The following is a 26,156-nucleotide window of genomic DNA, read 5'->3' on the forward strand; positions in this document are numbered from 1 at the left end:
CCGTAGAGCAACCCCCGTAGCTGTCCCCTCTCCCCTCGGGAGAGGGACGGGGTGAGGGTATCAGGTGGACTCGGGTTGGATCCCCTTGAGCCCGCGCCACACGGGTTGGAACACGGGGACAAATACCCTCACCCTGACCCTCTCCCGTAGGGAGAGGGAATGATTTCCCGTCAGAAGCGCTCGATCTGGAAGTCGTCGTCGGCCGCGGGCGCCTTCGGGGCCGCGGGAGCGGGCGCCGGAGCCGCGGGACGGGCCGCACCGACCGCAGGGACTCCCGCGCGAGAGGCGGCGGCGGGCGCGGCGGGCACGCCCGGACGCGGCACCGAGGCCGGAGCACCCGGACGGGGCGCGGCGGCAACACGGGCCGGCGTCGCGGCCGGCGCGGGCTGCTGGTTCTGGCCGAAGCTGGCCGTGCCCGGCACCGGCTTGGCGGCGCTGCCGTCGAAGTTGTCCCACTTCGAGTCCGAGGTGGCGCTGATGCCGGAGAAGCGCAGCGCGAAGTCGTCCGGGTTGGTGGCCTGCCGGTGGGCCTCCTCGTAGGTGACGAGCCCCTGCTTCACCAGCGACATGAGCGACTGGTCGAAGGTCTGCATCCCGTAGGTGTCGAAACCCTGCGAGATGGCGTCCGCGATCTCCTTCGTGCGGTCCTTGTCCTCGATGAGCTCCTTCACGCGCGCGGTGCAGCGCAGCACTTCCACCGCGGCCACGCGGCCCTTGCCATCCGCGCGCGGAATCAGCCGCTGGCTCACCACCGCCTTGAGCACGCTCGCGAGCTGGATGCGCACCTGCTTCTGCTGGTACGGCGGGAAGGCCGAGACGATGCGGTTGATGGTCTCCGTGGCGTCCAGCGTGTGCAGCGTGGACATCACCAGGTGGCCCGTCTCCGCCGCCGCGAGCGCCGTCTCGATGGTCTCGTGGTCTCGCATTTCGCCCACGAGGATGACGTCCGGATCCTGCCGCAGCGCGCTCTTGAGCGCCTGGGCGAACGACATCGTGTCCACGCCCACCTCGCGCTGGTTCACGATGGAGCGCTTGTCCCGGATGAGGAACTCGATCGGATCCTCGATGGTCATGATGTGGTTCGTCTCGGTGGCGTTGATGTGATCGATCATCGCCGCGAGCGTGGTGGACTTACCCGAGCCGGTGGTGCCGGTGACGAGGATGAGGCCGCGCTCGTCCAGGCAGATCTTCTCCAGGATGGGCGGGAGCATCAGCTCCTTGATGGCCATCACCTTGGTGGGGATGACGCGCATCACCGCGCCGATGGTGCCGCGCTGCTGGAAGACGTTCACGCGGAAGCGGCCGAGCCCGGGGACGCCGTAGGCCAGGTCCACCTCGTTGCTCTGCTTGAACTTCTCCTTCTGGAACTCGTTCATGATGCCGAAGACCATGCGCGCCACCTCCTCGGGAGGCAGGCGCTTGGCGTCCTTCAGCGGGACGAGCGAGCCGTCGACACGGAACATGGGCGGCAGGCCCGCCTTGAGGTGGATGTCGGACGCACCGCCGCGGAGCGCAATCTGGAGGATCTCGTTGAGTTCCATGGATGCGCCGATGGTAGCACGTCAAACCGTGCCGACGAGGGGGGCCTGGACGCGGCGCGCTCGCCTGCCCCGGCCCGCAAAGCACAACGGCGGAGGCTCCCGAAGGAACCCCCGCCGTGCGTGTACTCCAGCGAGACCGTGTGCGAACGGCTTAGCGCTTGGAGAACTGGAACCGGCGACGCGCGCCCGGCTGGCCGTACTTCTTGCGCTCCACCGCGCGAGCATCACGCGTGAGGAAACCGGCCTTCTTCAGCGCGGGACGGAACTCGGGGTTGTAGTTGCACAGCGCACGGGACAGCCCGTGGCGGATGGCGCCGGCCTGGCCGCTCAGACCGCCGCCGCGCACGTTGACCTCGATGTCGATCTTGCCCTTCTGCTCCAGCACGTCCAGCGGCTGGTTCAGGATCATCTTGGACGTCTCGCGGCCGAAGTACACGTTGATGTCGCGGCCGTTGACAATCACAACACCAGTGCCCGGGCGGATCCACACGCGCGCGGTGGCCTCCTTGCGGCGGCCGGTGCCATAGAAACCCTTCTCGGTGGCGGTAGCCATGTCGTCTCTTCTCTAAATAGGGTGCGGAAAGTGGGGAAGGTAGGACAGCGCTTACGCCTCGACCTCGCGCGTCGCGGGCTTCTGCGCGGCGTGCGGGTGGGTGTCACCGGCGTACACCTTGAGCTTGGTCATCATCTGACGGCCCAGGGCGCTGCGCGGCAGCATGCGGCGCACGGCGTTGAGGACGATGTCCTCGGGGTGCCGGGCACGCAGCTTGGCCAGGTTGGTGCTCTTCAAGCCACCGGGGAAACCGGCGCGGGAGTGCCGGTAGTACATCTTGTCCTGCTCCTTCGTCCCCGTCACCTTCACCTTGTCGGCGTTGATGACGATGACGTGGTCACCCGTGTCGATGGACGGGGTGTACGTGGGCTTGTGCTTGCCCTTGAGCAGCGTGGCGATCTGGCTCGCCGCGCGGCCCAACACCTTGCCGTTCACGTCGATGATGTGCCACTCGCGCTTGATATCCGCCGACTTCGCGCTGTAGGTCCTCTGCGACATTGTTTGAACTCCAAAAGCATGGTTGGCGCCGTAAGCGCCTGTAGCCGTAGCAACCACGGGTCTGGCCTGTAAACTTCCAAACCGGCCCGGAAAGGCCGACCGTCTTAGAGGCGGGCGGGGGGCAAGTCAAGGTCGCACTGCGTTCACCGTGCTCCACCCACGGCCGGTTTGGGGCCAGGGGCCACTCCCCCGCTCGTCCCCGGTGCCTTGAAGCGCTCCTTGAGGTTGGCGAAGAAGTTCTTCTCCTGCTCGCCCGGAGGGCCCTTGCGCGGTGCGTCAAGGTCGATCAGCTCCACCAGCTCCGGGGGGATGTCGTCCAGGAAGCGAGAGGGGGTGCGCGGCACCTCCTTGCCCCGCTTCACCCGCATGGCGGACCGGGTGAGGTAGAGGAGCTCCTTGGCCCGGGTGATGCCCACGTAGCAGAGCCGGCGCTCCTCCTCGAGGTTCTGCGCCTCGCCCTGCATGCCCTTGTGGGGCATGAGCTCCTCCTCCATCCCGATGAAGAAGACCACCCGGTACTCCAGGCCCTTGGAGGCATGGAGGGTCATCAGGGTGACGGCCTTGTGGGCGCCGGGGACCTCCTCCTCTTCCTGGCGGGTGTCGAGGCTGAGCCGGTTGAGGTAGGTGAGCAGGCTGGCCTTCGGGCCCTCGCGCTTCTCGAAGGACTCCAGGGAGTTGAGGACGTGGTCGATGGACTTGAGCTTCCGGTCCGCGCTGGCCTGCGAGGTGGTGAGCGACTTCGCGTCGTCCTTGTAGCCGATCTCCTCCAGCAGCTTGCGCGTCACCTCGGCCAGCTTGCCGGTCTCGTACGACTGCCGGTAGCGCTCGACGAGCTGGAGGAAGTCCTTCACCTTCTCGGCCGCGCCCTTGGGCAGGTCCTCGTAGCCATCGGCGCGCTCCATGGCGCCCCAGAGCGACACGCTGTCGCGCCGCGCGTGCGACACCAGCCGCTCCATGGTGACGTCGCCGATGCCCCGCGCCGGGACGTTGATGATGCGCAAGAGCGCCGTCTCGTCCCGCGGGTTGGCGATCAGCTTGAAGTAGGCGATGACGTCCTTCACCTCGCGCCGGTCGAAGAACTCGCTGCCCGACACCACCTCGTAGCGGATGCTCTTCTCGCGCAGCATCTCCTCGATGGGGCGCGCCTGGCCGTTCACCCGGTAGAGGATGGCGATCTCATCCGCCGGAATCCCTCCGGCCATCAGCCGGGAGATTTCGGTGGCCACGTACCGGGCCTCCTCCTCCTCGGTGGGGGCCGTCACCACCTTGATGCGCTCGCCGCCCTTGCGGTCCGACCACATCTTCTTGGCCTTGCGCTCGGGGTTCTTGGCGATCACCGCGTTGGCAGCGTCCAGCACCACCTGCGTGGAGCGGTAGTTCTGCTCCAGCCGCACCTCCTTGGCTCCGGCGAAGTACTTGTCGAAGCTGAGGATGTTGCGCACCTCGGCGCCGCGCCAGCTATAGATGCACTGGTCGTCGTCCCCCACCACGCACACGTTGCGCGTCTCGCCGCTGGCCAGCAGCGTCAGCAGATCGATCTGCGCCTGGTTGGTGTCCTGGAACTCGTCCACCAGCAGGTAGCGGAAGCGCTGGGTGTACTTGTGCCGCAGGTCCTCGTGCTCGCGCAGCAGCCGCGAGGGGAGGATCAGCAAGTCATCGAAGTCCACCGAGCCCTGCGCCTTGAGCGCGAGCTGGTAGCCCTCGTAGACCATGTGGGCGATGAGATCGTAGTCATCCCCCATCCCCTCCCCCAGCGGCTCGGGCGTCTTGCCGGCGTTCTTCGCCTTGGAGATGAGATTGAGCACCTTGCGGGCATCGAAGGTGCGGTCGTCGATGCGCCGCTCGCGCATGGCCCGCTTGATGATGGCGGCCTGGTCTCCCTGGTCCGCGATGGTGAACTTCTTGGGCCAGCCCAGCCGGTAGATGTCCTCGCGGAGCATCTCCGCGCCGAAGGCATGGAAGGTGCACACCAGCACGTTCTGGGCCCGGGGGCCCGCCATGTGCACCAGCCGCTCCTTCATCTCCGTGGCGGCCTTGTTGGTGAACGTGACGGCCAGGATGTTGCGGGCCAGCAGTCCACCCGGCCGCTTGTCGAGCAGGTGGACGATGCGGTTGGTGATGACGCGAGTCTTGCCGCTGCCAGCGCCCGCCAGCACCAGGAGGGGGCCCTCGGTGGTGAGCACGGCTTCGCGCTGCGGGGGGTTGAGCTTCGAGAGGTCCATTGCGCGCGGCTCGGGGATACCCTTTGATTCCCCCGTGCGCGACTATTCTTTCCTCCAGCGGCTCTTTCTCCTCGCGCTCGTCGCGGGCACCGCCTGCACCGGTGGTGGAAAAAAAACACCGGCAGACGCGGACAGCACGGCCGCCAACACCCTGCCCCCCTTCCCCTGCGCTCATTTCGAGGACTTGCGGGCCTTCCTTCCGGAGAGCCTGCAGGGCCTGGAGCGCTCCCAGGAAGCGGGCTCCACCGGCCGGTACGGGGACGTGTCCGTCAGCGAGGCCGAGCGCAGCTTCACCCAGGGTGAGGATCGGGAAGTGAAGGTGCGCATCGTGGACACCTCCCTGGGCAAGAAGCTGGGGCAGGCCATCCGCGCCGCGGCCGACGAGGGCCGGAGCCGGGCCACGAATGATCCCACCGCCCCCATCTTCTGGAAGGACAAGCAGGCGGTGGGCTTCGTACGCTACGACGCCTCGAACGGACTGGCCGAGGCCAGCCTGCTGGTGGGCAACCGGTACGTGGTGGCGGTGAGCAGCAGGGGATTTCCGGGCACGGTGGAGGTGCGCCGGGTGGCACAAGACATCGACCTCGAGGGGCTGGCGCGGCTGCACCAGGCCTCCGGCGGCACGGACCGCCAATGAAAGGAGCTTCCGTGGTGAAGGACAGAGGGTCGCGGGGGAACGTACCGGAGACGCTCGCTCAGGAGGCCCAGGCGCGCCAGCAGGTGGCCGGCATGGGCAAGCGCGAGTTCATGGAGCAGTACCAGCGGCTCGCCAAGCTGTACACGGCGGACCCGGGCAACCCCGGCTCCTACGCGTGCGAGGGCTGTGAGCGGTGCGCCAACTGCATGTTCTGCAAGGACTGCGATAGCTGCTACCAGTGCACCCACTGCACCCGCTGCGAGCTGTGCAACAACTGCTCGCACTGCGTGGACTGCAAGCAGTGCCACAACTGCGCCTACTGCGTGCAGAGCGAGAACTGCACCGGCAGCGCCTACCTCGTGCTCTGCCGCAACATGTCCGACAGCAACTACTGCTTCGGCAGCGTGGGCCTCTCCAAGAAGGACTTCCACATCCTCAACGTCCCCTTCCCCCGCACCGAGTACTTCAAGCAGGTGAAGCGGCTGCGCGAGGAGATGGGCATCTGAAGAGGCCCGCCGCCGGGGTTACAGCAGGACGCGGACGAAGTAGGCCTTGAGGTACTCGGTCTCCGGCAGGCCGCCGAGTACCGGGTGGTCCAATCCCGCGCCCCGGCGCTCGAGAATCTGCACCGGCCGCTTCGCATCCGCGGCGGCCGAGAGCACCATCTCCTCGAAGGCCTCGCGCGTCAGCTTCCCGGAGCACGAGCAGGTGACGAGCAGGCCCTCGGGGCGCAGGCACTTGAGGGCACGCAGGTTGAGCTCGTGGTAGGCGCGCAGCGCGGTGGCCAGGCCCTCGCGCCGCTTGGCCAGCCCCGGCGGATCCACCACCACCGTGTCGAAGCGGCGGCCGGACTCGGAGAAGCGGCGCAGCACGTCGAAGGCGTTGGCGTTCTCCACCGTGACGTTGGTGCGCCCGTTGCGCGCGGCGTTCGCCCGGGCCCGCTCGGAGGCCTTCGGGTCCTGCTCCACCGCCAGCACCGAGTCACAGGTGCGGCTGAGCGCCAGTGCGAACCCCCCGTGGTAGCTGAACAGGTCCAACCCCTCGCCCCGGGCCAGCTCGCCCGCGCGCACGTGGTTCTCCACCTGGTCCAGGAAGGCGCCCGTCTTCATGTCGCCCAGCAGGTCAACCTCGAAGAGGTTCTCCCCCTCGTGGTAGCTGAAACGCGCCTCGCCCTGGCCGTGCAGCAGCTTCACCTCGCGGGTGAGGCCCTCGAAATCGCGGCCCGAGGCGTCGTCGCGGCACACCACGTGGGTGGCCCCGGTGAGCTCCGCCAGCGTGCGCGCCACCCACTCCTTGCGCACGTCCATGCCCTCGGAGAGCGTCTGCAGCGACAGGCCCGCGCCGTACCGGTCCACGAAGAGGCCGGGCAGCAGGTCCGCCTCGCCGTGCACCAGGCGCACGCCGTCCCGCTGGCGCAGTGGCGCGCGCCTCGCGATCGACAGCTCCAGGCGGTGGCGCAGGAAGGCCTCGTCCACCTTCTCCTCGGCGGGGCCCTTGCGCGTCATCAGCCGCAGCGCCAGCGGCGAGCGCTGCGCGTAGAAGGCCTGGCCCACGGGGTTGCCCTGCGGGTCCACCACCGACACCACGGCGCCGCGCTCCTGCGTCTGGGGCGGCTCCAACAGCTCGGTGCGGTACAGCCAGGGTTGGCCCTTGCGCAGGGCCTTGGCCCCCTTGAGGCTCACGCGGGCGGTGGGGGGGGTTGGGCGAGCCATGTCTCGTGTCACTCCAGGCCGCGAGCGGCCAGTTCCTGATCGTCCTCGCCCCGAAGGTGCCCCACTTCGTGGAGCAGCGTTACCTTTATCTGCTCGCGCAGCTCTTCCCGGGTGCGCACCGCGCGGGCCAGGTTGAGCCGGTAGAGGGCCACCGAGCGGCAGGGGGTCTCCGAGCCGTCGCAGGGCTCGCCCAGCGGCGGGCCCCGGAAGAGGCCGAGGATGGCGGGTGACAGGGGCGGCTCACCGGAGAGCAGGTCCTCCTCCGCGGGCAGCTCCTCGGCGCGCACCGGCACCCCGGTCAGATCCTTCCGCATGTCCTCGGGGAGGGCGGACACCGCGCGGGCCACCTCGTCGCGGAACTCGGCCTCGGTGGGCGTGGGCGGCGCGGGGAAGTCCTCCGGCGAGAGGGCCCGCGCCTTGTCGAAGTGCTCCTGCGCCTGCTTCCACTTCCCCTGGCGCTCCATCAGCAGCCCGAGGTGGTAGTGCGCGTGCGCCCCGCGTTGGGGATCCTTCAGCAGGGTGCCGAAGGCCGCCCGGGCCTCGGAGAAGCGACACAGCTCGAAGAGAGCCAGGGCCCTCTCGTAGGCGGCCTCGCGGTTGTCCGGCTCGCGCGCCAGGACGAGCTGGGCGCGCTCGAGCGCCTCGGCGGCCTGTCCCAGGTCGTTGAGCGCCATGGAGGCCACCAGGGCGAAGCGCGGCAGCAGCTCCGGTGCCACGTCCGCCTGGGAGAGCCCCCGCTCGGCGTAGAGGGCCCCCAGTTCGTCGTACTCGCGGCTGGAGGGCAACTGCACGGCGTAGAGGTGCGCCGCGCCGAGCAGCGCGTCCGGTTGGCCCGGATCAATGGCCAGCGCCCGGGCATAGGCCACCTGCGCCTCCGCCGTGCGTTGCAGGGCGGCCAGCGCCTCGCCCCGCGCCGAGTGGGCGGCGGCCGAGTCCGGCTCCAGCGCCGAGGCCTGGGCCGCGCAGGAGAGGGCCTCCGGGTACTTGCCGCTGTCGAGGTAATCCAACGCCGCGCTGAGCGGACTGGAGCCCCGCGCCCGGCACGGGGGAAGGGGCTCGGGCACGGGGGCTGCCGCGGGCACCGAGGCGACCGGCGGGAGACCCGCGTCGGGAACGGCCGGAGCGGACGTGGGAGACGTCCACTGGCAGGAACCCAGGAGAAGGAAACAGAGGGCGAACGGACCGCGCCGGGACATGGAGTGCCGCAGGCTACGGCATCGCCCGCGGCACGGGAAGGTGTCAGGTGCCTGCCCGCCCGGTCTCCAGGGCCTCCCCGGAAAGCGGCGGGGCCCGCCCTCGCCGCGCGGCGAGGACGGGCCCCGGAGTGCCACGCCAACCCCGGCCTACAGCTCCGAGGGGATGCAGAACTCCTTGCCGCCCGCGGCGTCATGCCGGCACGAGTGCAGCGCACTCGAGACGGGCAGCTCGTAGATGTACTGCAGCACGTCCCGGTCGGACGAGACCTGCACCCCGGTGGCCTGCCCCTTGCCCGGCTCGAAGAAGTTGACGCCATAGACGACCTGGCCCGTCTTCGAGATCTGGATGCTCATGGACGGCTCGGGAGGAGGCGCCAGCACGGAGCGGTTCTGGGCGCGCGCGAAGGCGTTGCCCTCGATGAAGCCCGCCGCGCAGTTGGGCGCACCCGTGACGAAGTCGGCCTGGAAGAGCCGGGCCAGGTTGCTGTTCGCGCTGCCGCAGGCTCCGGCGGAGGACGGGCCGGGGTACATGGAGTTCCACAGGGTGCAGCTCGAGAGCACCGCGGCGCCGCTGGCCGTCTTGTGGGGCAGACCCTCGTACTCGTAGTACCAACCGTAGCTGTCCGCGCCCGCCACCACCTTCGGGGCGCACGACTTGCCCGTCTCGCACTTGCAGTTGCCCAGGGCATCACACTGCACGTTCGTCACGTTGGTGAGATCGCCCGTGCCCAGGCCGCCGCCGGTATCCGTCAGCCGCCGCGAGTCGTAGTCCGCGGCCTTGTTCTTCGAGTCGCCCGCGGAGTTCTCGTCGAACATGCGCTCCGCGACGCCGCCGTAGGCCCAGATGCCGTAGAAGCGGTTCTTCCCGAGCGAGCTCGGCGTGGAGGACGCGCTCAGGTCCAGGTCGTTCATGTTCAACGTGTTGCCCGGGTCGGTCACCCGGCAGTCGAACACGCCCGACGCATCCTGGCCGCACTGCGCCTTGGTGCGGGCGAACTCGTAGCTGACCTTGCTCCCGCCGCTGGGCGCGGGGCAAAGGTTGGCCTGGCGGTACTCGAACTCGGCCTTGAGGACGTCCGTGTCCCCCGCCGTGCCGCAGAAGTGGGTGGAGCCCGTCGCCTCGGAGTTGAAGGGCGTGTAGCGGCCCTCCGAGTAGAGGCGGTTCGCCCACTCGTTGCTCAGCCACTGGAAGTCCGAGTCGTTGCGCGTCAGCTTGTAGGTGGACTTCGTCGAGCCGCACCCCAGCTTGGAGCACGCCTGCGGGTTGTCGAAGCGGCAGATGCCGGCGCCGTTGTCGAGGAGCTGGTAGCGGTTGCCCGAGCCGACGAAGGCACGCAGCGCCCGGTTCTCCGGCTGCAACGCCAGGGACGTCAGGTAGTAGAAGGGCGAGCGGCTGGCGATGCTCTTCGCATTCCCCCCGTTCACCCCCTTGCTGTCCATGGTGAAGGCGCGCGCACCGCTCCAGTTGCCGATGAGCTTCGTGGAGGCATCGCGCACACCCGGCTCGTGGAAGCGCATCGTCCAGATCTGTCCGCCCAGGTCACCCACCACCGCGGTGTCGAAGAAGCCGTCGAAGCGCACCTTGGTGTTGGAGCCGTAGTCCGCCAGGGCCACGGGCGCCGCGAAGCCGTACAGCATGTCCTTGCGCGGATCCGCGGTGCCGGAGAAGGAGTCCGAGTACTCCCACTTCCACAGCAGGTTGTCACGGCGGTCCGGCACGGTGCCGTTCCACACGTCCACCATGTAGATGCCGCGCCCCTTCTCGTTGGCGGGAGACCAGCCACCGGACAGCACCGCCACCCAGCGCTCGGAGCTCAGCAGCTTCTTGTCCTCGTGGCGCGACAGGCCCGAGTCGGACGCGAGCAGCACGGGGCCGATGGGCGGCGGCTTGGGGCTCAGGCTCATCAGCGTCTTGCCGAAACGCAGCGCCTCGTCCGTGCACGGCTGCGGGAACATCCAGCGGAAGGCAGGCGCCGGCTTCGCGGCGGACGCCAGGGTGGCGCCGCCCTCCCACTGAATCTCCAGCGCGAAGTAGTGCGTCCCACCCCGGCCCTCGGCCACCACGGCCACCGTGTGGAACTCCTCCATCTGCTTCTTGCCGTCGTTGTTGGCGTCCGCCCAGATGTCGCGGACCATGATGTCGCCGTCGATGTAGTAGGCGTGGCCCTGCAGCATGTCCTGCAGCCGCGACAGCAGATCCGCCGGGATGAAGGCCCACCGCTCCGTGCCTCCGCCCGTCGCGTTGCTGGGGTACGTCACCTCACACTTGCCGTCCTCCTGGCCCTGGCCGTCGCTGAAGGCGTGCAGCATGCCGTCGTTGGCGCCCACCAGGATGAGGCGCTCGCGCTTGCGGTTGATGAAGTGCCAGGCGTCATAGGCGTCGCGCTGCGTCTCCGCCGCATCGTTGCAGGAGGTGGGCTGCGTGTAGTTGATCAGCTCCGTGGACTCCACGCCCGTGCGCTGCTTGGTGGCGTAGAGCGTGCTCACGCACTGGTTGCTGATGCCGATGTCGCACAGGAACTTGTCCACCGGCGGATCCACCACCACCGGCGACGAGTGGAAGATGTCACCCAGCACGGACGGCCGCGTGTCGTCACGCTTGCCGTCGCCGTTCTCGTCGAACAGATCCTGCCCGCGCACGTACTGCATCACGAGCGCCGCGCACAGCAGATCATACGCGGCCTGCGTCGTCGGCGTGGCCGGAATCCCCACCAGGCCCTGCGCCGTCATCAGCGTCACGGCCTGCGCGAGATCCAACGTGGACGTCATCTTCATCCGCTCGAGGATGAGCCCCGGCTTGTAGGTGAGGGCCAGGCCCGTAGGACACAGGGGCGCGCCGCTCACGGCCAGGTACTGGCGCAGCTTGCCCAGGTTGCCGAGCGTGAACTCGACGACGTCATCCTTCTCCGTCATCAACCCGTCCTGCGAGCCGCCACCGTTGTTGTCCGTCACCGTCCAGATCTTGCGGTTCTTGTGGCCGAGCTCCTGCAGCTTGTTGTTCGCCTCCCAGAAGGGCTCGGCCGCACTGCCGAAGGTGGGCGTGCCGCCCGGGCCGCCCGTGGGCGAGAGCACCTTGCGGTACTCGCTCGAGCTGTCCTCGGCCACCAGCGTTCCCGACTTGTCCATGAGGAAGACGTCGGAGCGGTCACCGTCGCCATTCCGGTCCTGGTCCTCGACGAACTCGTTGAACTGCTCGTAGCGGTAGAGCCTGCCCGCCCAGGAGCCGTTCTTGGCCGGCATCATGCGCGGGATGATGGCCGTGGCCGACACGCTCTGCGTCTGCAGGGTGTTGACGGCCGCGGAGGAGAAGGCGGTGTTGCGCGCGTTGATGTCGTCCAGGATGGTGAGCATCACGCGCTTGAGCTCGCTGGTGCTGCGGGCCGGGAAGAACTTGCCGCCGCCCAGCCGCGCCGTCTCCTGCAGCAGCTTGCTGTCGTCCACGTCCTCGGAGAAACCGATGGTGTAGGTGGCCACGCGCTGCTGGCCTTCCATGTCGAAGCGCAGGTCCTTCTCCCACATCATCTTGGCCACCTTGTGCAGGTGGCTGGCCGAGCAGCCCTCGCAGGGCGTGTCGTCGTTCTTGATGGTGTCCGGGAGGGAGACCACCTTGCCCTCGTCATAGGGCTCGCCGTCCGTCAGCAGGATGACGGCGTTGAAGCCGCACTCGAAGCACACCCCGTCCGCCGCGCTGAAGTTGGGACTCGTCGGGTGGGTGCCCAGGTAGGTGGAGAAGGGCGTGGGAGCGCCCTTGGACTGGAAGTAGTAGCCCGCCGAATAGAGCGCGTCCGCGAGCGGGGTGTTGCAGCCATCCCAGCCCAGGCCGATGTTGTTGTTGGCCTTGACGTTGGTCAGGCCGTTGAGGACCGCGTTGCGGTTGCTGTCCACCGAGCTGCTGTCCAGCGGGTAGGACTTGTCGCAGGTGGGGCCCATGGGCTCCTGGAGGCACAGGCACTGGGTGCTGGTGCCCGCCTTCTTGCCCCAGCACGTCTTGGCGGCGCGGGTCTGGAAACCCATCACGCCGAAGCGCACCTCGCGCAGGTCGCGGATGACGTCCGCCATCACCTTGACGGCACCCGAGTCACGCGGCGCGTAGAAGTTGAGGAAGTTGCCCTTCACCCGCCGGGTGCTGCTGTTGTGGATGTAGTAGCCCCGCGTATCCAGGCAGCTCCGACAGGTGGTCTGGTCCGCGGCCTTGATGTCCTTGATGGACGAGCACGCGTTGTTGGCGTCCGCCCAGGTGTTGGTGTTCTGCGGGCTGCCCCCGAAGATGACGCCGTACCCTTCCGAGGGCGCCTCGTAATACTTGCCGTTGGCGAACCACTCGTCGGACTGGGAGTTCAGACCCGTCCACAGCCGGGGGTACTGCTCGGAGTTGGTGTACCCCAGCCCGTTGAGGAAGGAGTTGGAGCACCCCTTGGTGGTGGGCCAGGACTTCGGCCACGCGTGCATCGAACCGGAGGTGTCGATGACGAAGAGGATGTTGGGAGGCCCGCCCGGGCGCGAGAAGAACTTCTCGTCGCTGCCCTTGACCGGATTCATCAGGGCGTCCAGACGGGACGTGGTGGGCAGGCAGCAGGCCGCCTGATCGATGGCGGACGCGGTGTCGGCCCGGAGCAGCACCACGAAGAGAGCAACGAGGCTGAGCGTCAACTTGCGGAACATGGCGCCTTTCCTCACAGTCCGTAACGGAAGAGGAATTCGACTTCGGACTCGCGGCCCGCGCTCTCGTGGCACTTGACCACCACGCGGTAGTACTTGCCGCCCAGCGTGCCGCCAGAGTCGGTCACGGTATTGGCGATGTCACGGGACTGCTTCGACGCCTCGCCCATGGACACCGCGTTGACGGACACCACCGTGCTCTCGGCGGGAGAGCCGTAGTGGCCCGTCATCATCTGCGAGCGAGCGCTCGGATCCGGATCATCGATGAGCGTCGTGTTGAGGATCTGCAGCTCGCTGGTGGCGCGGAACAGCCGCAGGCGCGACAGCAGATGGCGGCGTGCCGCGTCCGCGCACGAGCCCACACGATCACCCCGCAACTTCTCGGCCGTGGCCTCGCGGTTGTAGTTGGTGAACTGGATGGCGCCCCCCACCAGAACCATCAGGACGGCGATGGAGATGAGGGTCAACATCAGGGCATTGCCGCGGGGGGCCCTCTTCCTGAGGTGCATGTTGGTCAGCCTCCCCACACGTTGGCGCCGGGGTGGAGCTCCCCCACCGGCGGGTTGAAACCAGAGCGCGACAGCAGGTTGGGCACGCGCACGGTCGTGGTCATGTTGGTCCGGTAGAAGCCATCCGGAGGATTGGCCTCCTCGGAGTCCTCCAGGTTCTCGCGCTCGAAGGCGCGGCGCCCGCTGGCCTCGCGCGTCGTCGAACGCAGCGACAGGCTCAGGCGCACCCCGCGGATGTTGGCCGGGTGGCGCGAGTAGCGGACGGCGGCATCGTAGGGATCGTTGTACTGGGGCTCCGGCAGGAGCGGATCCCTCGGGTCCGGAGTGCAGTCCCTGTCCGCGCTGTTCACGTCTCCCAGCACCCAGTTGGGCTCCGCGGAGGACACGTCCACCGGCGGCAGCAGCGCGTGGGGCCCAGCCTGCGGAGGCCGGTTCATGATGTAGGCCACCTGGAAGGACTCCACATCCGCGACCAGGGGGACGGCGCTCTCCATGTTCAGCTCATCCAGGCCCTGGAAGGCCATGAGGAACGGGCGGCCCTGCAGGTCCATGATGCGCAGGCGCACCTCGTGCAACAGCATGACGTAGGGCGCATCCAGCGGCCCCGCCTTGCTCAGGCATGTGTCGTCCGCGGGGATGGAGGACAGCGCCAGGTCCACCGTGAAGTTGGCGGACGAGGCGGCGTTCTTGGACACCCCGCCCGCGCCGACCTTCAGCACCAGGTACTTCTTGCCGTTGGTGCACGAGACGATGAGGCGCTGGCCCGCGCGCAGATCGATGCCGAACGTGCTCGCCTCCAGAACGACGCCGCCCCCGCCCATGAACCGCCCCCGGCGCAGGTAGGCCGAATCCCGGTAGCGGAAGGCCAGGTCGTCGGTGACGGACCGGGGCAGGCCCTCGGCGAACACCAGGGTGTGGTTGGACTTGCTCTGCCCGGGCAGCACCGCGGCGTTGAAGTCGAAGGCGAAGCGCGGATCGATGCCGTAACCGGCCAGGCGCACCCGCTGCTCGATGAAGTGCGTCGCCGTGCGCAGACCCTCCACCGCGACCTTGATGCGCGACTCGGTCTGGTAGGAGCTCTGGATGCCCATGAAGGACACGGCCACCGCGGCGAGGATGATGGTCGTCGTCGCGGTGCCCACCAGCAGCTCGAGCAGCGTGAAGCCGCCCGGCGCATGGGCCTGGGTGTTTCTCGATGGGGCCATGTGTGACCGCTCAGATCTCGACGTAGGTTTCGTTTCCGAAGGGGCCCGAGTCGTAGAAACCGAAGTTCTGACGCACGAACCGGCGCTTCCCCAGCTCCGTCCACGATACCACGACTGTCACCTGGTGGATGGTGACGCCCGAGGCCTCGTCCTCCTTGTCGATGACCACCAGGATGCGCCGGTAATGGCTCATGTCCGAGGCCGCATAGCTGGGGAGCAGGCGCACGGAGGGGTGCGCCACCTGCTCGAAGGCATCCAGGTCGAAGATGCAGCTCACCCGCCACCGCTCGCCGCTGGCGGGCTCCATCGTCTCCATGCCGCCCGCGAGCTCGCGCACCTCGTCACTCGGGTTGCAGCGCTGGCCGACGAGCAGCCCGGGACGGTCCGGCGTGCCGATCACCCGGGCAAAGCCCAGGGTGTCCAGCGCCACGCGCACCTGCGAGGCGATGCCCGAGGCGCGGGTGGCCTGGTTGGCCATGCTGTTCTGCCGGCTGGCCACCAGGATGCCCTGGAAGATACCCACCATGCCGATGAGCAGCACCACGGAGGCGGTCATCCCCTCGATGAGGCTCACACCGCGGCGGGCGGCACGGTTGCGGCGGACGGGACGGCGGGAAGTGGAGTCCACGGCAGATCCTCCGAAGTTAGAGCTTGTCCGGGCTGGAAACCGCCATGTAGCCAGAGGGGCCAGAGATGGCGAAAAGCTGTTGGGCGCGGCCCTCCACACTGCGGAGGGCCATGGATTGATTGGTGGCGGCGGCGTAGCTGCCCGCGCCGTCGACGAAGCGCGCGCTGCCATCCGGGAAGTAGCCGATGGCGCCGGCCCCGGGCCCGCCCTCCGAGCAGAAGCTGCACGTCCGCGCCGCCAGCGTCTGGAAGGGCGCGCTGAACAGGCCCACACGTCCGGGCGTCAGCGTCTCGAAGCGCACCTTCTTGTTGTAGTCCTCGAGGAAGTACACCGCCGACACGCTGCCCGTGTCGCCCACCACGTTCGGCTTGAGCTCCAGCGCGAAGAGGTTGGCCGGGGTGCGCATGTATTCGCTCTTGCGGTCCTCCACTACGATGAACGCGCCCAGGCCACCATTCAGCCCCGCGCGGTTGGCCTTCGGGTAGAGCACCACCCACACCGGGTAGCCGCGAGACACCGCACGCGTGCGCGCCGACATCATCGCGGCCTGGAAATCGAACGTGGCGTTCTGCAGGGCCCCACGCCGCCCCACCGCCTCGAAGGTCACCACCGCCATCCCCGTCAGCACACCCAGGATGGCCAGCACGATCAGGATCTCGAGGAGCGTGAAGCCCCTCGCCCTTCGTCCGTGGTTGGCTGGTTTTGCGTGGTTCATCATTCCTGCGTCTCTATAACGGAGAACAGATTACCCTGGGTTACACAGAAAGCAAAAGATTCTTAACCCACTGAAAGTTGGGGAGCCAACAGCCTCGTGGAAGAAAGCCGCGGCATGGCGTCGAACCCCTTGCGCGGAAAGGATCCCCCAACGCCCCGAGCAGAAGCAAACCGGCCCGCCCCGAGGGGAGGCTCACAGGAAAGCCCGAGTACGTCTATTCCCAGGCAAGCCACCGCCAGGCGGCTCGCCCTCTCGGGGCCGACCCGCTCGGACCGGCGCCCGGGATTGCGAAGCTGCTGGAAAAATTGGAGGAGGCCGTTCACAGCCAGGACGCCAAGCAAGTGTCAGGCCGCCTGCCAACCCCCCGAAAGCACGAGTGTCCGATGGCGATCACCGCACGTGTTGCGGCCTGAAAGCTCGCAAATTTTGCGAGGTCCGCAAAATGTAGCGTGTCGGGATTAAGCGGACAGCTCGGACAGGATTTCCATCCAGGCGGAACGGGCGCGCGCAATCTCCCCGGCCTTGAAGCTGATGGCGGCCACCACGGGGTGCCCACCGCCGCCATAGCGCGAGGCGATGGCGGCCAGGTCATGCCGCCGCTCCTGGGGACGCCACGGGTTGGAGCCGAGCGACACCTTGGCGCGCGAGGGGCCCTGCCCCACCCAGAGGGTGTAGCGGGCCTCGGGATAGAGGGCGTAGGCGATGAACTTGTTGAGGCTGTCCACGCCCTCGTCCGCCAGGTCGAAGGAGACGACGCCGTTCTCGTAGCGGGCCTTGGCGCGCACCAGCTCAATGTGCTTGCGGTGGCGCTCGAGCAGCGGCGCCAGCGGCGTGGCGATGAGCGGCGAGGCGGCGATGGCGGCCAGCGAGTCGGTCTGCATCCGCTCGATGACCTGGGGGATGAGGGCGGGATCCTTGTTCGCCTCGAGCACCGTCATGATGCGCAGGGCGGGCTCCTCCAGCGCCACGGCCATCTCCGGGTTGGGGAAGAGCGCGCCGTCGATGATCTCCGCCCAGTGCAGCAGCTCGCCCAGGGGCGAGGGATCCCACCCGAAGCGCTCGCGCGCCACGTCCGCCAGGTACACGGTGCAGCTCTTGCGGTGCGCGTCGTGGAACTTGTGCCCGCTGGTGTCGGCGCGGAAATGGGCCTCGTCACCGGGCTGCTGGAAGGCCGAGACGTGGTGGTCGAACCACCAGGTGAGCCGTGGATCCTGGCTGTACCGGAAGTCGACGATGACGTTCTCGTCCCCGGTGAAGACGGCGGGATCAATGGCCGCGCCCCCCGCCTGGTGGGACAGGCCGCGGTAGCTGAAGCGGGCGTCCGGGCGCACGCGCTCGCGATAGAAGCGGGTGAAGACCGCCGCGCTCGCGGCCCCGTCGAAGCAGCTATCGTGGAAGAGAACCTGGACGTTCATGGCGGTGGCCTTACCTGACTCCCCTGTCAGATGTGTACGAAAAGCCTCAACGAAACGAGGCATTCCCCCCCAGAAGATTGAACGAAGTTTGGAATCCCTCCCCAGGGTCCGAGGCGAGTGGTGACTGCAAGTCCCTGATTCTTCATGGGAGGCAGGCGGACGAGCCCCTGGCACGCCGCATGCAAATGCTACAGGGCTGATCAGTCCATCAACCCACACGCGGCAGGTGGGAGGACACCATGGCCAAGACGGCGACACGCAAGAGCGGTTCGGTCCAACGGCAGGGGCGCCGGACGATGCCCAAGCCCCGGAGGACCACCCATCGCAAGGCGGCCCCAGCGCTGCTCACCCTGGGAGAAGCTCATCGCGGCGGCCTACGACACGGCCGGCGGAGAGAGCTTCGAGGTGCTCAAGCTCGTCACCTCGCCGCAGATGACCCGGGTCCTCGGACGGCGCATCGTCCTCGAGGGCTGAGTCTCCCCTCCCCTTCCGGCCGCAGGGCCCTCGGGGAAGGGTGAGCCCCCGCGGAGGCCCTCAGGGCACGTCCGCGATGGAGATGTATTGCTTGTCGGTGGGCTCGCCCGCGAGCAGCCTGCCGAAGTCCCCGGCGTTGTTGGGGTGCACGAGGAAGGTGCCCGCGGGCGTCTCCATGCGCACCGGCTCCGGTACCGCCCGCACGTCTCCCGCGGGGCCACCGCTCCCGGAGAGGGGCTCGGACCGGGTGGACAGCGGCGACGCAACGGTCGCGCAACCCGTCAGGGCCAGCAGGCAGAGCACGGCGTGGAGCTTCATCCAGGATCCTCCCAACGCAAGAGCGGCCCGCGAGTCGCGAACCGGGGGCGCCTGGGTACGTCGCTTTGCCGTGGGAGGCAAGTCCCCGGCCTCCCGCCGCGGCCGAGTGTACACAGGACAACGCCCGCGCCCCGTGGCTTCCGGGACGCGGGCGCCGGGCCCTGCTCCGCGCTTCAGAGGACTCGCGAGAGGACTACCGGGGCTGCCAGCGCGGGCGGTGGTCGTCGGCGCGGTTGCTCGGGGTGGTGGTGCCCGTCCAGGTGTGGGTGATGACGGGGCCCACCTTGAGCGTGGCCGCGTCCGTGGCCTCGGGGTTGATGCGCTGCACCCTCAGCCTACCGCCCGAGAGGTACGCGATGAAGTGACCGTCCGGAGAGAACGACGGCAGCGTCGCCTCGGACGCGAGCTCCACCTCGGCGCCCTGCGGCGTGCCGTTGGCGTCCACGCGCCGCACGAAGATGACGTTGCCCTGCCTGCCTCCGCAGTCGCTCCCACCCGCGCAGAGGGTGGCATCACCGACGGCGGGCTTGACGTAGTAGACGCGGACGTAGGCGGCGTGCGTGCCTCCCGGGGCCCAGGTGTGGTTGGCGATGAAGGACCTGACCTCACCGGGCGGCACCGTGACCGCCTCGCTGGTGGTCTCCGCGATGGTCTCGCGGGCCGGCACGGGCACCTCCGCCGTCGCGGGCCTGAGGGTGTAGAGCCGGGTGAGCGGCGTGGCCACCCCGCCGATCGTCTCCGTCTCGCCGTTGGCATCGAGGTAGAGCAGGACGCCATTGACCTTGTTGTGAAGGGGCTGCTCGCTGGTGGGGGCCGAGCCGGCCACCGGGCTGCTCGCCGCGCCACCGAGCTCCTTGGTATTCAGGCCGAGGGTGCTCACGCTGTAGGTGAACCGGCTGCCGTCCGCCGTCCACGAGGGGAAGACGCCCTCGGTGGTGGCCGACTGCACGGTTCCGCCCGTGCCGGGGATGACGGAGATGCCCGAGATGCTGCCCGACGCCGCCGTCGTGCTCCAGGCGAGCGAGGCCGAGGGCTCCCACTCCAGGTGGCGGAAGTCGATGGTGCCGCCCGCGTTGGCGCCCGTGGTGAGCGGGGTCGTCCCCCCCTCCGTGAGCGGAAGGTTCCGGGTGACGAGCGTCACGGCGTTGCCCGTGCCCTCCTCCACGAAGGCCACCGCGGTGCCGTCCCGGTTCCAGCGCGGGAAGCGGCTCGGGCCCGTGCCCTCGCTGAGCTCCGTCACCGCGGTGGTGCCGGTGGCCGGCTCGGAACCGGGCGTCTTGTAGCGCACGACCACGGCCTCGGTCGCCCCGCCCGCCGTGGCGGCCGTCGTCAACGCGATGTGGAGCGGCTCGCACTTCCTGGAGCCCGTGGCACCCTCGCAGTACAGGCCCGCCATGCAGCTCTCGGTGGTCGTGCAGTCACCACCCTCGGCGATGGTCATCGTGCCCGCGTCCGTCTCCGTGCCCGCGTCCGTCTCCGTGCCCGCGTCCGTCTCCGTGCCGGCATCCGTTTCCGTGCCCGCGTCCGTCTCCGTGCCCGCGTCCGCGCCCGGCGCGGGAGTGGTGTCCTGGGTCTCGCACTCGTTGTCGACGCAGACCCACTGCTTGCCTTCGCCTGGCTCTCCCCTCTTGCTGCGGCAATCGGCGCGGTCGACGCACTCCTCAGAACAGCCCGTCACCACCATCATCAGCGCGCTCACGAGCGCACCGAGGACAACACGCTTGGTCATAGGGACCCTCCAAAACCACCGCGTGCGTATAGGCTCGCTCCGCGGCCCCGGGGGCTGAACCCGGTACCCACATCGCGGCGGTTGTCTCGGGCTGAACGACGGACGAACGAAGTGCCACCGGACCTTTCCGATGATTGACACCCACTGCCATCTCGACGCGTCGCGCTTCGACCCGGACCGGGACGAGGTGCTCGCCCGCGCCTGGGCCGCCGGACTGCACGGCATCCTCGTCCCCGGGGTGGGCCCGGACAACTGGGAGCCGCTGCTGGCCATGTCCCGCGCCGAGCCGCGCCTCCAGGTGGGGCTCGGCATCCACCCCCAGCTCCTCCCGGACCTCCCTCCCGAGGAGGACGAGGCGCACCTCGAGCGCCTGGACGCGCTGCTCGGCCAGGGGGGCGCCATCGCCGTGGGCGAGTGCGGGCTGGATGGGCCCTCGGCCGCGAGCGCGCCCATGGAACGGCAGGTGGCGGTGCTGCGGCGGCACCTGGCGCTGGCACGCAAGCACGGCCTGCCCGTGCTCATGCACTGCTTCCGCGCCCACCCCGCCCTCATCGAGCTTCTCAAGCAGGAGCCCCTGCCCGAGGCCGGGGTGCTGATGCACAGCTACGGCGGGGGCGTGGACCTGGCGCGCTTCTACATCCAGAAGGGCTGCCACTTCTCCTTCGCGGGCCCCGTCACCTGGGCCGAGGCGCGCAAGCCGCTGGACGCCCTGCGTGTCATCCCCCCGGACCGGCTGATGGTGGAGACGGATGCCCCGGACCAGGCCCCCACGCCCCACCGGGGGCGGCGCTCGGAGCCGGGCTACCTGCCGCGCATCCTCGAGGGCATGGCCCGGGTGCTGGGGGAGCCGGCGGAGGTGCTTGCCCAGCGGACGACCGAGAACGCCCGCAGGTTGTTCCGGGAAGCCTTTCCCCGGCCTTAGCGGTAGGGAGGCGGTCGCGCTATAGAGGCCCCCCATGAATCCGCAGCCCACTCCCCCGGAAGCCGTCCCCGCCGCCACTGGCACCCCTGCTCCCTCGGAGCCCAAGCCCTTCAAGCTGCACCGGCGCTTCGACCGCACCGGCCGCCTGCTCGGGGATCCGGCGATGGAGCGGCTGGCCAAGGCCCGGGTGATCGTGTTCGGCCTGGGCGGCGTGGGCAGCTACGCGGCCGAGGGCCTCGTGCGCAGCGGCGTGGGCCAGCTCACGCTGGTGGACTTCGACACCGTGTGCGTCACCAACGGCAACCGCCAGCTCCACGCCACCGCGAAGACGGTGGGCAAGCCCAAGGCGGAGCTGATGGCGCAGCGCTGCAAGGAGATCAACCCCGACGTCCAGGTGCAGGGACTGCGCGAGTTCTACCGCGACGAGATGGCCGATCAGCTCCTCGCCCCGGGCAGCTACGACTACGTGGTGGACGCCATCGACAACGTGAAGGCCAAGCTGCACCTGCTGCACCGGTGCGTCAGCCTGGGCATTCCCGTGGTGAGCTCCATGGGCGCGGCGGCCCGTCTGGATCCCACCGCCATCCGCGTCGAGGACCTGTGCGAGACGCACATGGACCCGTTCGCCAAGGACATCCGCAAGCTGCTCAAGCGCAAGTACGGCGTGCCCACCGAGCGGCCCACGGGCATCACCGCCGTCTACTCCATCGAGCAACGGCGCCAGCCCCTGTCCCTGCGCTACGACGCGGACGACGGCTTCTCCTGCGTGTGCCCCAACGACAACGACTTCCATAGCTGCGAGCACCGCAACCAGATCGACGGCAGCGTCGCCTTCGTCACCTCCGTGTTCGGCATGAACGCGGCCGGGGTCGTCGTGCGCCGCCTGTCCCAGGGACGCTGAGCGTCCCCGCCGGAAGTCGAACCCGTGGAGGAGGGGGGGCTCTAAACTCGGAATGGGACCCGCATCTCGCTGAGTCCTGGGTGAATCCGGGCTCTTTGAGTCCACAAGGAATGGGCTTGCCCCACAAAACCGGGGCAGGCTCATGACTCAAAGGTCTCACTCCAGCGCGCGTTTCTCGAGAGAGGGGGCCGGGAGTAGCAGCCTCCTGTCGAGGTGGCGGAAGTAGAAGACGGAGTAGGGCTGGCCGGAGACCAGGACAAAGGCCCCATGAGGCGGCTCAGGGTGCTCCTTCAACCAGGTCTCCGCCTCCTCGCGAGAGCCGAAGGACGCCACCGTGGGAAGAGTGCCCCCCGGGCTATTCCAACTCTGGAGGAAGGCCTCGAACGGGTAGAAGTTGCCCGTCACCTCAATGAAGTCCAGAGCGAAATAGGCAACCGCCAGGAGCTCTTTGTCTTCGGACGAAGCGCTTGTCCGAAGGCGCACGAGCAACTCCTGCACCTTGGGAAGAAGTTCATGCATGTTCATGGAGACACCGTCGCGAGGTGCGGGTCAGCAATGATTCCTGCCGATGTCCACAGCACGGCGGGTGCGAGCACGAGTACTCCAGCCCCAGCGGAAGCCACGACAAAAACCACCCCCGCGATGACGACAACGCTTCCCACCAGAACCGTCTTGCGATTGTGCTTCAGCCATTCAATGGCATTATCTGTCGCGGTGAATTCGTGAGTTTGGCGCCCTCGCAGATCTTGCAGATCCTCGCAGTCCCGGTAGGCCTGCCAGCAGCCATCCCTGCAGATGCGACTGTGTGCGCCGCTCCCATGCTTGACATGTTCGTAGCCAGGGGCAAGGGGCCGTTTCAAGCAGTTGTCCTGACAATCATTGAATTCCGCATGGCAGTCCCGCAGTCTGGTTGCCGCCAAGATAATGCTACCTGACGGCCTGTTGCCGCCCGACAGGTGGCGAGAATGCGAGAGACCGAAATCCTCGACGCGCTGCCAGGAGTGAGTTGTTTGCGCATCGGGCGTCTCCTCGATGAGGAGCACGAATCCCATGAGTTCTTCAGGGCTGGCAGGGGCTGTGTGGCGAGTGGCACTACAGGACGTCAGCAGGATGATGAGGATTGGGGCAAGGAGCCTTGGTGATGTCCGCCAGGGATTCATCCGGGCATTCTGAGTCCTGACTGCGGATGATGTCAAAGGCGTTGACACACTCAACTGATGGCGCAGCGCTGCAAGGAGATCAACCCCGACGCCCAGGTGCCGCCTGGATCCCACCGCCATCCACGTCGAGGATCTGTGCGAGACGCACATGGACCCGTTCGCCAAGGACATCCGCAAGCTGCTCAAGCGCAAGTACGGCGTGCCCACCGAGCGGCCCACGGGCATCACCGCCGTCTACTCCATCGAGCAACGGCGCCAGCCCCTGTCCCTGCGCTACGACGCGGACGACGGCTTCTCCTGCGTGTGCCCCAACGACAACGACTTCCATAGCTGCGAGCACCGCAACCAGATCGACGGCAGCGTCGCCTTCGTCACCTCCGTGTTCGGCATGAACGCGGCCGGGGTCGTCGTGCGCCGCCTGTCCCAGGGACGCTGAGCGTCCCGGACGCCTTCTCGTGGGCCCGGGAAATGGGGCTGTAGCGGGCCCTACGGCTCGAAGAGCTTCGATGCGTCGACGTACGCGTTGTACTCGGCCAGTTTGCCGCCCTCGAAGCGGGAGATGGTCGCCCACGGCACGGTGAGCTTGCTGCCGTCCTTGCGCACGTAGGTGACCCACCCGTTGGCGAAGGCGCGGTCCTCCAGCGTCCAGCAATTCTGGAACTGGTGGCTGATGCCGCCGATGGCCGAGAAGAACCCGGCGATGAAGTCCTCGATGCGGCCACGGCCGGCGACCGGCTCGTTGTTCCCGAAGCGGAAGACGCCCCCTTCCGTGAAGAGCGACGCGAAGCCGCGGGCGTCGAGCGCATCCACCTGCGCGAACATCTCGTCGAAGAATCGCTTGTGCTCCATGGGGGCATTCTCCTGGTGCGGTCGCACGGCCAGTAGGGCAGCGCGTCGGCGTCGCGGCTCCGCGCGAGCTCCTTTCCCCGCTCGTCGAGCACCCGGAGCGTGAGGCGCAGGTAGGGCGCCACGGCATCCGCCCGGAGGGACTCCTCGGGCACGTCGAGCTCACCCGGCCAGGGCACGCTCACCGGCCCGGGCTTCACGTCCCGGTCCGTCTGCAGGGGGAACTCCGGGTACCTCGCCCGGACTCGCGCCACGCACTCCTCACAGCCGAACGTCGCATCCCAGTGCCCGCACTTCGGTTTCTCGCTCATGCCCGTCTAACGCTCGGGTTCAGCGGCGGGCCGCGCAGCGGACCGTCCGCTGCAACCCGTTGTTAGCCGCGCGCGCGCCGGTAGTGCATAGCGACGGCGCCGTTGCGGAGCGGCGTCGCCGAGATCAACTCGAGCCGTCGCGTGCTGGGTAGCCCGCTCTGGTACAGGGTCGGGCCGTGACCGGCGACCCTGGGGTGGAGTAGGAACTTGTACTCGTCGATCAGATCCAGCCGGTCCAGCTCGGTCGCGAGCTTGCCGCTACCGAGGAGCACGCCGGCAGGGGTTACGTCCTTGAGCTTCTGCACGCTCGTACGCAAGTCGCCGGTGATGTGGTGGCTGTTGGTCCACCTGAAGTCCGTTCGCGTCGACGACACCACGTACTTCGGCTTGGCCTCCAGCTTGACCGCCCACGCGCGCATCGCCGGCGGCGCCTCCTCGTCGCCGCGAGCGACCGCCGGCCAGTAGCTCTCCATCATCTCGTAGGTGACGCGGCCCCACAGCATCGCCCCTCCCTCGTCCATAAGACGGGTGAAGAAAGCGTGTGTCTCGTCGTCGGCGATTCCCTCCCGGTGGTCGACGCAACCGTCGAGGGTGACGTTGATGCTGAAGGTCAAGAGTCCCATGGCGACGAGTCTACTCCGAGTCCCCTGCCCTCAACCGTGCCCCTATTTCTCTTAAGTATAGGACGGATAGGAGCCCTGTTGAGAGGTCGCGGCCTGGAGCGGAGGTGGCGAGGAGGGCGTCCGAGGACGGCAGCATGGGGGGCGACGACATCCAGGACCACGTCGCCACGAACATGGTGGACCCCATCGCGCGTGTCCCCGGCGTCGCTTGGTAGATATTCTGGCTTCTTCCATTATCGCCCGGAAGTCTCGAATTCAAAGGAGGAGCTCATCGGCCTCCATCGAAGACGAGCACCTGACCGTACGGCGCTAGGCCGGAGGGCCGCGCCTGCTCTGGAGGACATCCGCCGAGGCCACGAGCTGGTGGCAGAGCGCGCGCACATCTTCCGGACCCTGTCGTGCGGCCTCATCGAGGACCGCCCTGAGCTGCTTCGCGATCGAGGGCTCGAGCCCGTCCAACACGCTGAGTGCCGCGAAGCGGTGCTCCGCCGTGTCGCTGAAGAGCAGCTCCCGTAGCCTGGCGGGCGCCTCCGTGCTCCCGGCTCCGCGCCGCAACAGGGCAATGGCTGAATACGCCGCCACATCCGGGCTCGGGTCGCGCAGGGAGCGCTCGAGCGCACCATTCCCCTCCGCCGGACCCGAAGACGCCATCCCGAGCAGTGCCGCCGCTTCCAGGCGGACAGCGGGCTCTTCATCGGCGAGCCCGAGCAGCGCGACGGCGCCGAGGTTCTGCACGCCGGCCAGCGGATGCCCAGCGCGATACGGCTCCTCGAGGAGACCGCGAAGGCCCGCCAGCGCCAGATAGCGACGCGCGCCCTTCGAGCGCTCCGCCTCCGCGAGCAGGGCCGGTGCGATCGCCTCGGGCGCGAGCGACCCCAGCGTTCCGAGCGACTCCAGGGCCGCCCCCCCGACTTCCTCTTCCGGCGCGCGGAGACATTCAATCAGCAGCGGCAGCGTTCCGAGCGCCGCCTCGCCGATCCGTCCCACCGCCCCCGCCGCGGCGCGACGCACGGTGGGCGCCGGGTCCCGGAGCGCCGCCTCGAGCGCCTCGAGCCGGGACGTATCCTCACGGCCCAGATGGCCGAGGAGCAGCGACGCGTCCTCCAGCGCGGGCGCATCCAGCGCCATTCCGCGGACCGCGGAGAGCACCGCCGCGACCGCCTCGGGGATCAGCTCCCGCGTCAGCGGCCACCACGACGCCTGCAGCAGCGACAGCGCGGCCTCGCTGTTCTTGAAACCGGGACGCGCCAGCGCGGACAGCACCTCCTTCGCGGCCTGGGCCCGCGTTGGCTCGTCCTCCGCTTCCAGCCCCGCCGCCCACTTCGCCAACTCCTTGTCATTGCTCATGAACCCACCTTGTGCGCGCTTGACCCACATCATTT

At 68.4% G+C, this 26,156-nt stretch carries 23 protein-coding genes and 1 pseudogene; 5 read left to right on the forward strand and 19 right to left on the reverse strand.

Translation table 11 applies throughout. From position 1 onward, the window contains the following. Positions 1-170: 170 nt before the first annotated feature. The 4 genes from ACN28I_RS16515 to ACN28I_RS16530 all read right to left on the reverse strand — a co-directional run bounded on the left by ACN28I_RS16515 (position 171) and on the right by ACN28I_RS16530 (position 4,814). On the reverse strand, positions 171-1,541 hold the full coding sequence (locus ACN28I_RS16515; protein ID WP_420942969.1) for a type IV pilus twitching motility protein PilT: 1,371 nt from the start codon (positions 1,539-1,541) through the stop codon (positions 171-173). A gap of 151 nt (positions 1,542-1,692) precedes the next feature. Beyond that, on the reverse strand, positions 1,693-2,094 hold the full coding sequence (gene rpsI / locus ACN28I_RS16520; protein ID WP_047856232.1) for a 30S ribosomal protein S9: 402 nt from the start codon (positions 2,092-2,094) through the stop codon (positions 1,693-1,695). A 51-nt stretch (positions 2,095-2,145) separates the two neighbouring features. Then, complete coding sequence (gene rplM, locus ACN28I_RS16525) at positions 2,146-2,592, reverse strand: 50S ribosomal protein L13 (RefSeq protein ID WP_420942970.1); 447 nt, start codon at positions 2,590-2,592, stop codon at positions 2,146-2,148. Positions 2,593-2,735: 143 nt separating this feature from the next. Further along, positions 2,736-4,814, reverse strand: coding sequence for an ATP-dependent helicase (locus ACN28I_RS16530; protein ID WP_420942971.1), 2,079 nt, complete (start codon positions 4,812-4,814; stop codon positions 2,736-2,738). A 34-nt stretch (positions 4,815-4,848) separates the two neighbouring features. Here ACN28I_RS16530 and ACN28I_RS16535 point away from each other — a divergent pair, with 34 nt between their 5' ends. Together ACN28I_RS16535 and ACN28I_RS16540 are read left to right on the forward strand one after the other, a co-directional pair. Continuing rightward, positions 4,849-5,451, forward strand: a complete 603-nt coding sequence (locus ACN28I_RS16535) for a hypothetical protein (RefSeq protein ID WP_420942972.1) — start codon at positions 4,849-4,851, stop codon at positions 5,449-5,451. 11 nt (positions 5,452-5,462) lie between these two features. Continuing rightward, positions 5,463-5,957, forward strand: coding sequence for a caib/baif family protein (locus ACN28I_RS16540; RefSeq protein ID WP_420942973.1), 495 nt, complete (start codon positions 5,463-5,465; stop codon positions 5,955-5,957). A gap of 18 nt (positions 5,958-5,975) precedes the next feature. Here the strand turns inward: ACN28I_RS16540 and ACN28I_RS16545 are convergent, their stop codons facing one another. From ACN28I_RS16545 to ACN28I_RS16590, 10 genes are all read right to left on the reverse strand, one after another. Next, complete coding sequence (locus tag ACN28I_RS16545; RefSeq protein WP_420942974.1) at positions 5,976-7,163, reverse strand: class I SAM-dependent rRNA methyltransferase; 1,188 nt, start codon at positions 7,161-7,163, stop codon at positions 5,976-5,978. An 8-nt stretch (positions 7,164-7,171) separates the two neighbouring features. Beyond that, positions 7,172-8,359, reverse strand: coding sequence for a metallopeptidase family protein (locus ACN28I_RS16550; protein WP_420942975.1), 1,188 nt, complete (start codon positions 8,357-8,359; stop codon positions 7,172-7,174). Between the two features lie 147 nt (positions 8,360-8,506). Then, on the reverse strand, positions 8,507-13,021 hold the full coding sequence (locus tag ACN28I_RS16555; RefSeq protein ID WP_420942976.1) for a pilus assembly protein PilY: 4,515 nt from the start codon (positions 13,019-13,021) through the stop codon (positions 8,507-8,509). Between the two features lie 11 nt (positions 13,022-13,032). Then, a complete protein-coding gene (locus tag ACN28I_RS16560) occupies positions 13,033-13,527 on the reverse strand; it encodes a hypothetical protein (protein WP_420942977.1) in 495 nt (164 codons plus the stop codon). Between the two features lie 5 nt (positions 13,528-13,532). Next, on the reverse strand, positions 13,533-14,732 hold the full coding sequence (locus ACN28I_RS16565; RefSeq protein WP_420942978.1) for a PilW family protein: 1,200 nt from the start codon (positions 14,730-14,732) through the stop codon (positions 13,533-13,535). Positions 14,733-14,742: 10 nt separating this feature from the next. Beyond that, entirely contained in the window at positions 14,743-15,360 is a 618-nt protein-coding gene (locus ACN28I_RS16570; RefSeq protein ID WP_420942979.1) for a type IV pilus modification PilV family protein, read from the reverse strand. 16 nt (positions 15,361-15,376) lie between these two features. Beyond that, positions 15,377-16,078, reverse strand: a complete 702-nt coding sequence (locus ACN28I_RS16575; RefSeq protein ID WP_420942980.1) for a pilus assembly FimT family protein — start codon at positions 16,076-16,078, stop codon at positions 15,377-15,379. A 455-nt stretch (positions 16,079-16,533) separates the two neighbouring features. Beyond that, entirely contained in the window at positions 16,534-17,490 is a 957-nt protein-coding gene (locus ACN28I_RS16580; protein WP_420942981.1) for a hypothetical protein, read from the reverse strand. A gap of 534 nt (positions 17,491-18,024) precedes the next feature. Further along, on the reverse strand, positions 18,025-18,282 hold the full coding sequence (locus ACN28I_RS16585) for a hypothetical protein (RefSeq protein ID WP_420942982.1): 258 nt from the start codon (positions 18,280-18,282) through the stop codon (positions 18,025-18,027). A gap of 193 nt (positions 18,283-18,475) precedes the next feature. Further along, positions 18,476-20,011: a TolB family protein gene (locus ACN28I_RS16590; RefSeq protein WP_420942983.1), complete on the reverse strand. Its 1,536-nt coding sequence runs from the start codon at positions 20,009-20,011 to the stop codon at positions 18,476-18,478. Between the two features lie 130 nt (positions 20,012-20,141). Here ACN28I_RS16590 and ACN28I_RS16595 point away from each other — a divergent pair, with 130 nt between their 5' ends. Together ACN28I_RS16595 and ACN28I_RS16600 are read left to right on the forward strand one after the other, a co-directional pair. After that, positions 20,142-20,933, forward strand: a complete 792-nt coding sequence (locus ACN28I_RS16595; RefSeq protein ID WP_420942984.1) for a TatD family hydrolase — start codon at positions 20,142-20,144, stop codon at positions 20,931-20,933. Positions 20,934-20,967: 34 nt separating this feature from the next. Continuing rightward, positions 20,968-21,834 carry a tRNA threonylcarbamoyladenosine dehydratase gene (locus tag ACN28I_RS16600; protein ID WP_420942985.1) on the forward strand — a complete coding sequence of 289 codons (867 nt, stop codon included), beginning with the start codon at positions 20,968-20,970 and terminating at the stop codon, positions 21,832-21,834. Between the two features lie 156 nt (positions 21,835-21,990). On the opposite strand, the gene ACN28I_RS16605 is transcribed toward ACN28I_RS16600, so the two are convergent. Together ACN28I_RS16605 and ACN28I_RS16610 are read right to left on the reverse strand one after the other, a co-directional pair. Continuing rightward, positions 21,991-22,332: a hypothetical protein gene (locus tag ACN28I_RS16605; protein WP_420942986.1), complete on the reverse strand. Its 342-nt coding sequence runs from the start codon at positions 22,330-22,332 to the stop codon at positions 21,991-21,993. A 23-nt stretch (positions 22,333-22,355) separates the two neighbouring features. Then, positions 22,356-22,886 carry a hypothetical protein gene (locus ACN28I_RS16610; protein WP_420942987.1) on the reverse strand — a complete coding sequence of 177 codons (531 nt, stop codon included), beginning with the start codon at positions 22,884-22,886 and terminating at the stop codon, positions 22,356-22,358. A 208-nt stretch (positions 22,887-23,094) separates the two neighbouring features. Here ACN28I_RS16610 and ACN28I_RS16615 point away from each other — a divergent pair. Further along, positions 23,095-23,430: pseudogene (locus tag ACN28I_RS16615) on the forward strand (tRNA threonylcarbamoyladenosine dehydratase); the annotation flags it as partial. A 50-nt stretch (positions 23,431-23,480) separates the two neighbouring features. On the opposite strand, the gene ACN28I_RS16620 reads toward ACN28I_RS16615, so the two are convergent. The 3 genes from ACN28I_RS16620 to ACN28I_RS16630 form a co-directional block, all read right to left on the reverse strand. Continuing rightward, positions 23,481-23,843, reverse strand: coding sequence for a nuclear transport factor 2 family protein (locus ACN28I_RS16620; protein WP_420942988.1), 363 nt, complete (start codon positions 23,841-23,843; stop codon positions 23,481-23,483). A gap of 370 nt (positions 23,844-24,213) precedes the next feature. Next, positions 24,214-24,774 (reverse strand): dihydrofolate reductase family protein, encoded by a 561-nt coding sequence (locus tag ACN28I_RS16625; RefSeq protein ID WP_420942989.1) that lies wholly within the window; start codon positions 24,772-24,774, stop codon positions 24,214-24,216. A gap of 309 nt (positions 24,775-25,083) precedes the next feature. Continuing rightward, entirely contained in the window at positions 25,084-26,121 is a 1,038-nt protein-coding gene (locus ACN28I_RS16630) for a HEAT repeat domain-containing protein (protein ID WP_420942990.1), read from the reverse strand. Between the last annotated feature and the right edge of the window lie 35 nt (positions 26,122-26,156).

This window comes from Archangium gephyra, from assembly GCF_049060025.1.
In the GTDB taxonomy this organism is placed as follows: Bacteria; Myxococcota; Myxococcia; order Myxococcales; family Myxococcaceae; genus Archangium; species Archangium gephyra_A.

Coding starts and splice junctions, on each gene's coding strand:
- ACN28I_RS16515 (WP_420942969.1), bottom strand. CDS start 1,541: ATGGAACTCAACGAGATCCTCCAGATTGCGCTCCGCGGCGGTGCGTCC.
- rpsI (WP_047856232.1), bottom strand. CDS start 2,094: ATGGCTACCGCCACCGAGAAGGGTTTCTATGGCACCGGCCGCCGCAAG.
- rplM (WP_420942970.1), bottom strand. CDS start 2,592: ATGTCGCAGAGGACCTACAGCGCGAAGTCGGCGGATATCAAGCGCGAG.
- ACN28I_RS16530 (WP_420942971.1), bottom strand. CDS start 4,814: ATGGACCTCTCGAAGCTCAACCCCCCGCAGCGCGAAGCCGTGCTCACC.
- ACN28I_RS16545 (WP_420942974.1), bottom strand. CDS start 7,163: ATGGCTCGCCCAACCCCCCCCACCGCCCGCGTGAGCCTCAAGGGGGCC.
- ACN28I_RS16550 (WP_420942975.1), bottom strand. CDS start 8,359: ATGTCCCGGCGCGGTCCGTTCGCCCTCTGTTTCCTTCTCCTGGGTTCC.
- ACN28I_RS16555 (WP_420942976.1), bottom strand. CDS start 13,021: ATGTTCCGCAAGTTGACGCTCAGCCTCGTTGCTCTCTTCGTGGTGCTG.
- ACN28I_RS16560 (WP_420942977.1), bottom strand. CDS start 13,527: ATGCACCTCAGGAAGAGGGCCCCCCGCGGCAATGCCCTGATGTTGACC.
- ACN28I_RS16565 (WP_420942978.1), bottom strand. CDS start 14,732: ATGGCCCCATCGAGAAACACCCAGGCCCATGCGCCGGGCGGCTTCACG.
- ACN28I_RS16575 (WP_420942980.1), bottom strand. CDS start 16,078: ATGATGAACCACGCAAAACCAGCCAACCACGGACGAAGGGCGAGGGGC.
- ACN28I_RS16580 (WP_420942981.1), bottom strand. CDS start 17,490: ATGAACGTCCAGGTTCTCTTCCACGATAGCTGCTTCGACGGGGCCGCG.
- ACN28I_RS16585 (WP_420942982.1), bottom strand. CDS start 18,282: ATGAAGCTCCACGCCGTGCTCTGCCTGCTGGCCCTGACGGGTTGCGCG.
- ACN28I_RS16590 (WP_420942983.1), bottom strand. CDS start 20,011: ATGACCAAGCGTGTTGTCCTCGGTGCGCTCGTGAGCGCGCTGATGATG.
- ACN28I_RS16595 (WP_420942984.1), top strand. CDS start 20,142: ATGATTGACACCCACTGCCATCTCGACGCGTCGCGCTTCGACCCGGAC.
- ACN28I_RS16600 (WP_420942985.1), top strand. CDS start 20,968: ATGAATCCGCAGCCCACTCCCCCGGAAGCCGTCCCCGCCGCCACTGGC.
- ACN28I_RS16610 (WP_420942987.1), bottom strand. CDS start 22,886: ATGGGATTCGTGCTCCTCATCGAGGAGACGCCCGATGCGCAAACAACT.
- ACN28I_RS16620 (WP_420942988.1), bottom strand. CDS start 23,843: ATGGAGCACAAGCGATTCTTCGACGAGATGTTCGCGCAGGTGGATGCG.
- ACN28I_RS16625 (WP_420942989.1), bottom strand. CDS start 24,774: ATGGGACTCTTGACCTTCAGCATCAACGTCACCCTCGACGGTTGCGTC.
- ACN28I_RS16630 (WP_420942990.1), bottom strand. CDS start 26,121: ATGAGCAATGACAAGGAGTTGGCGAAGTGGGCGGCGGGGCTGGAAGCG.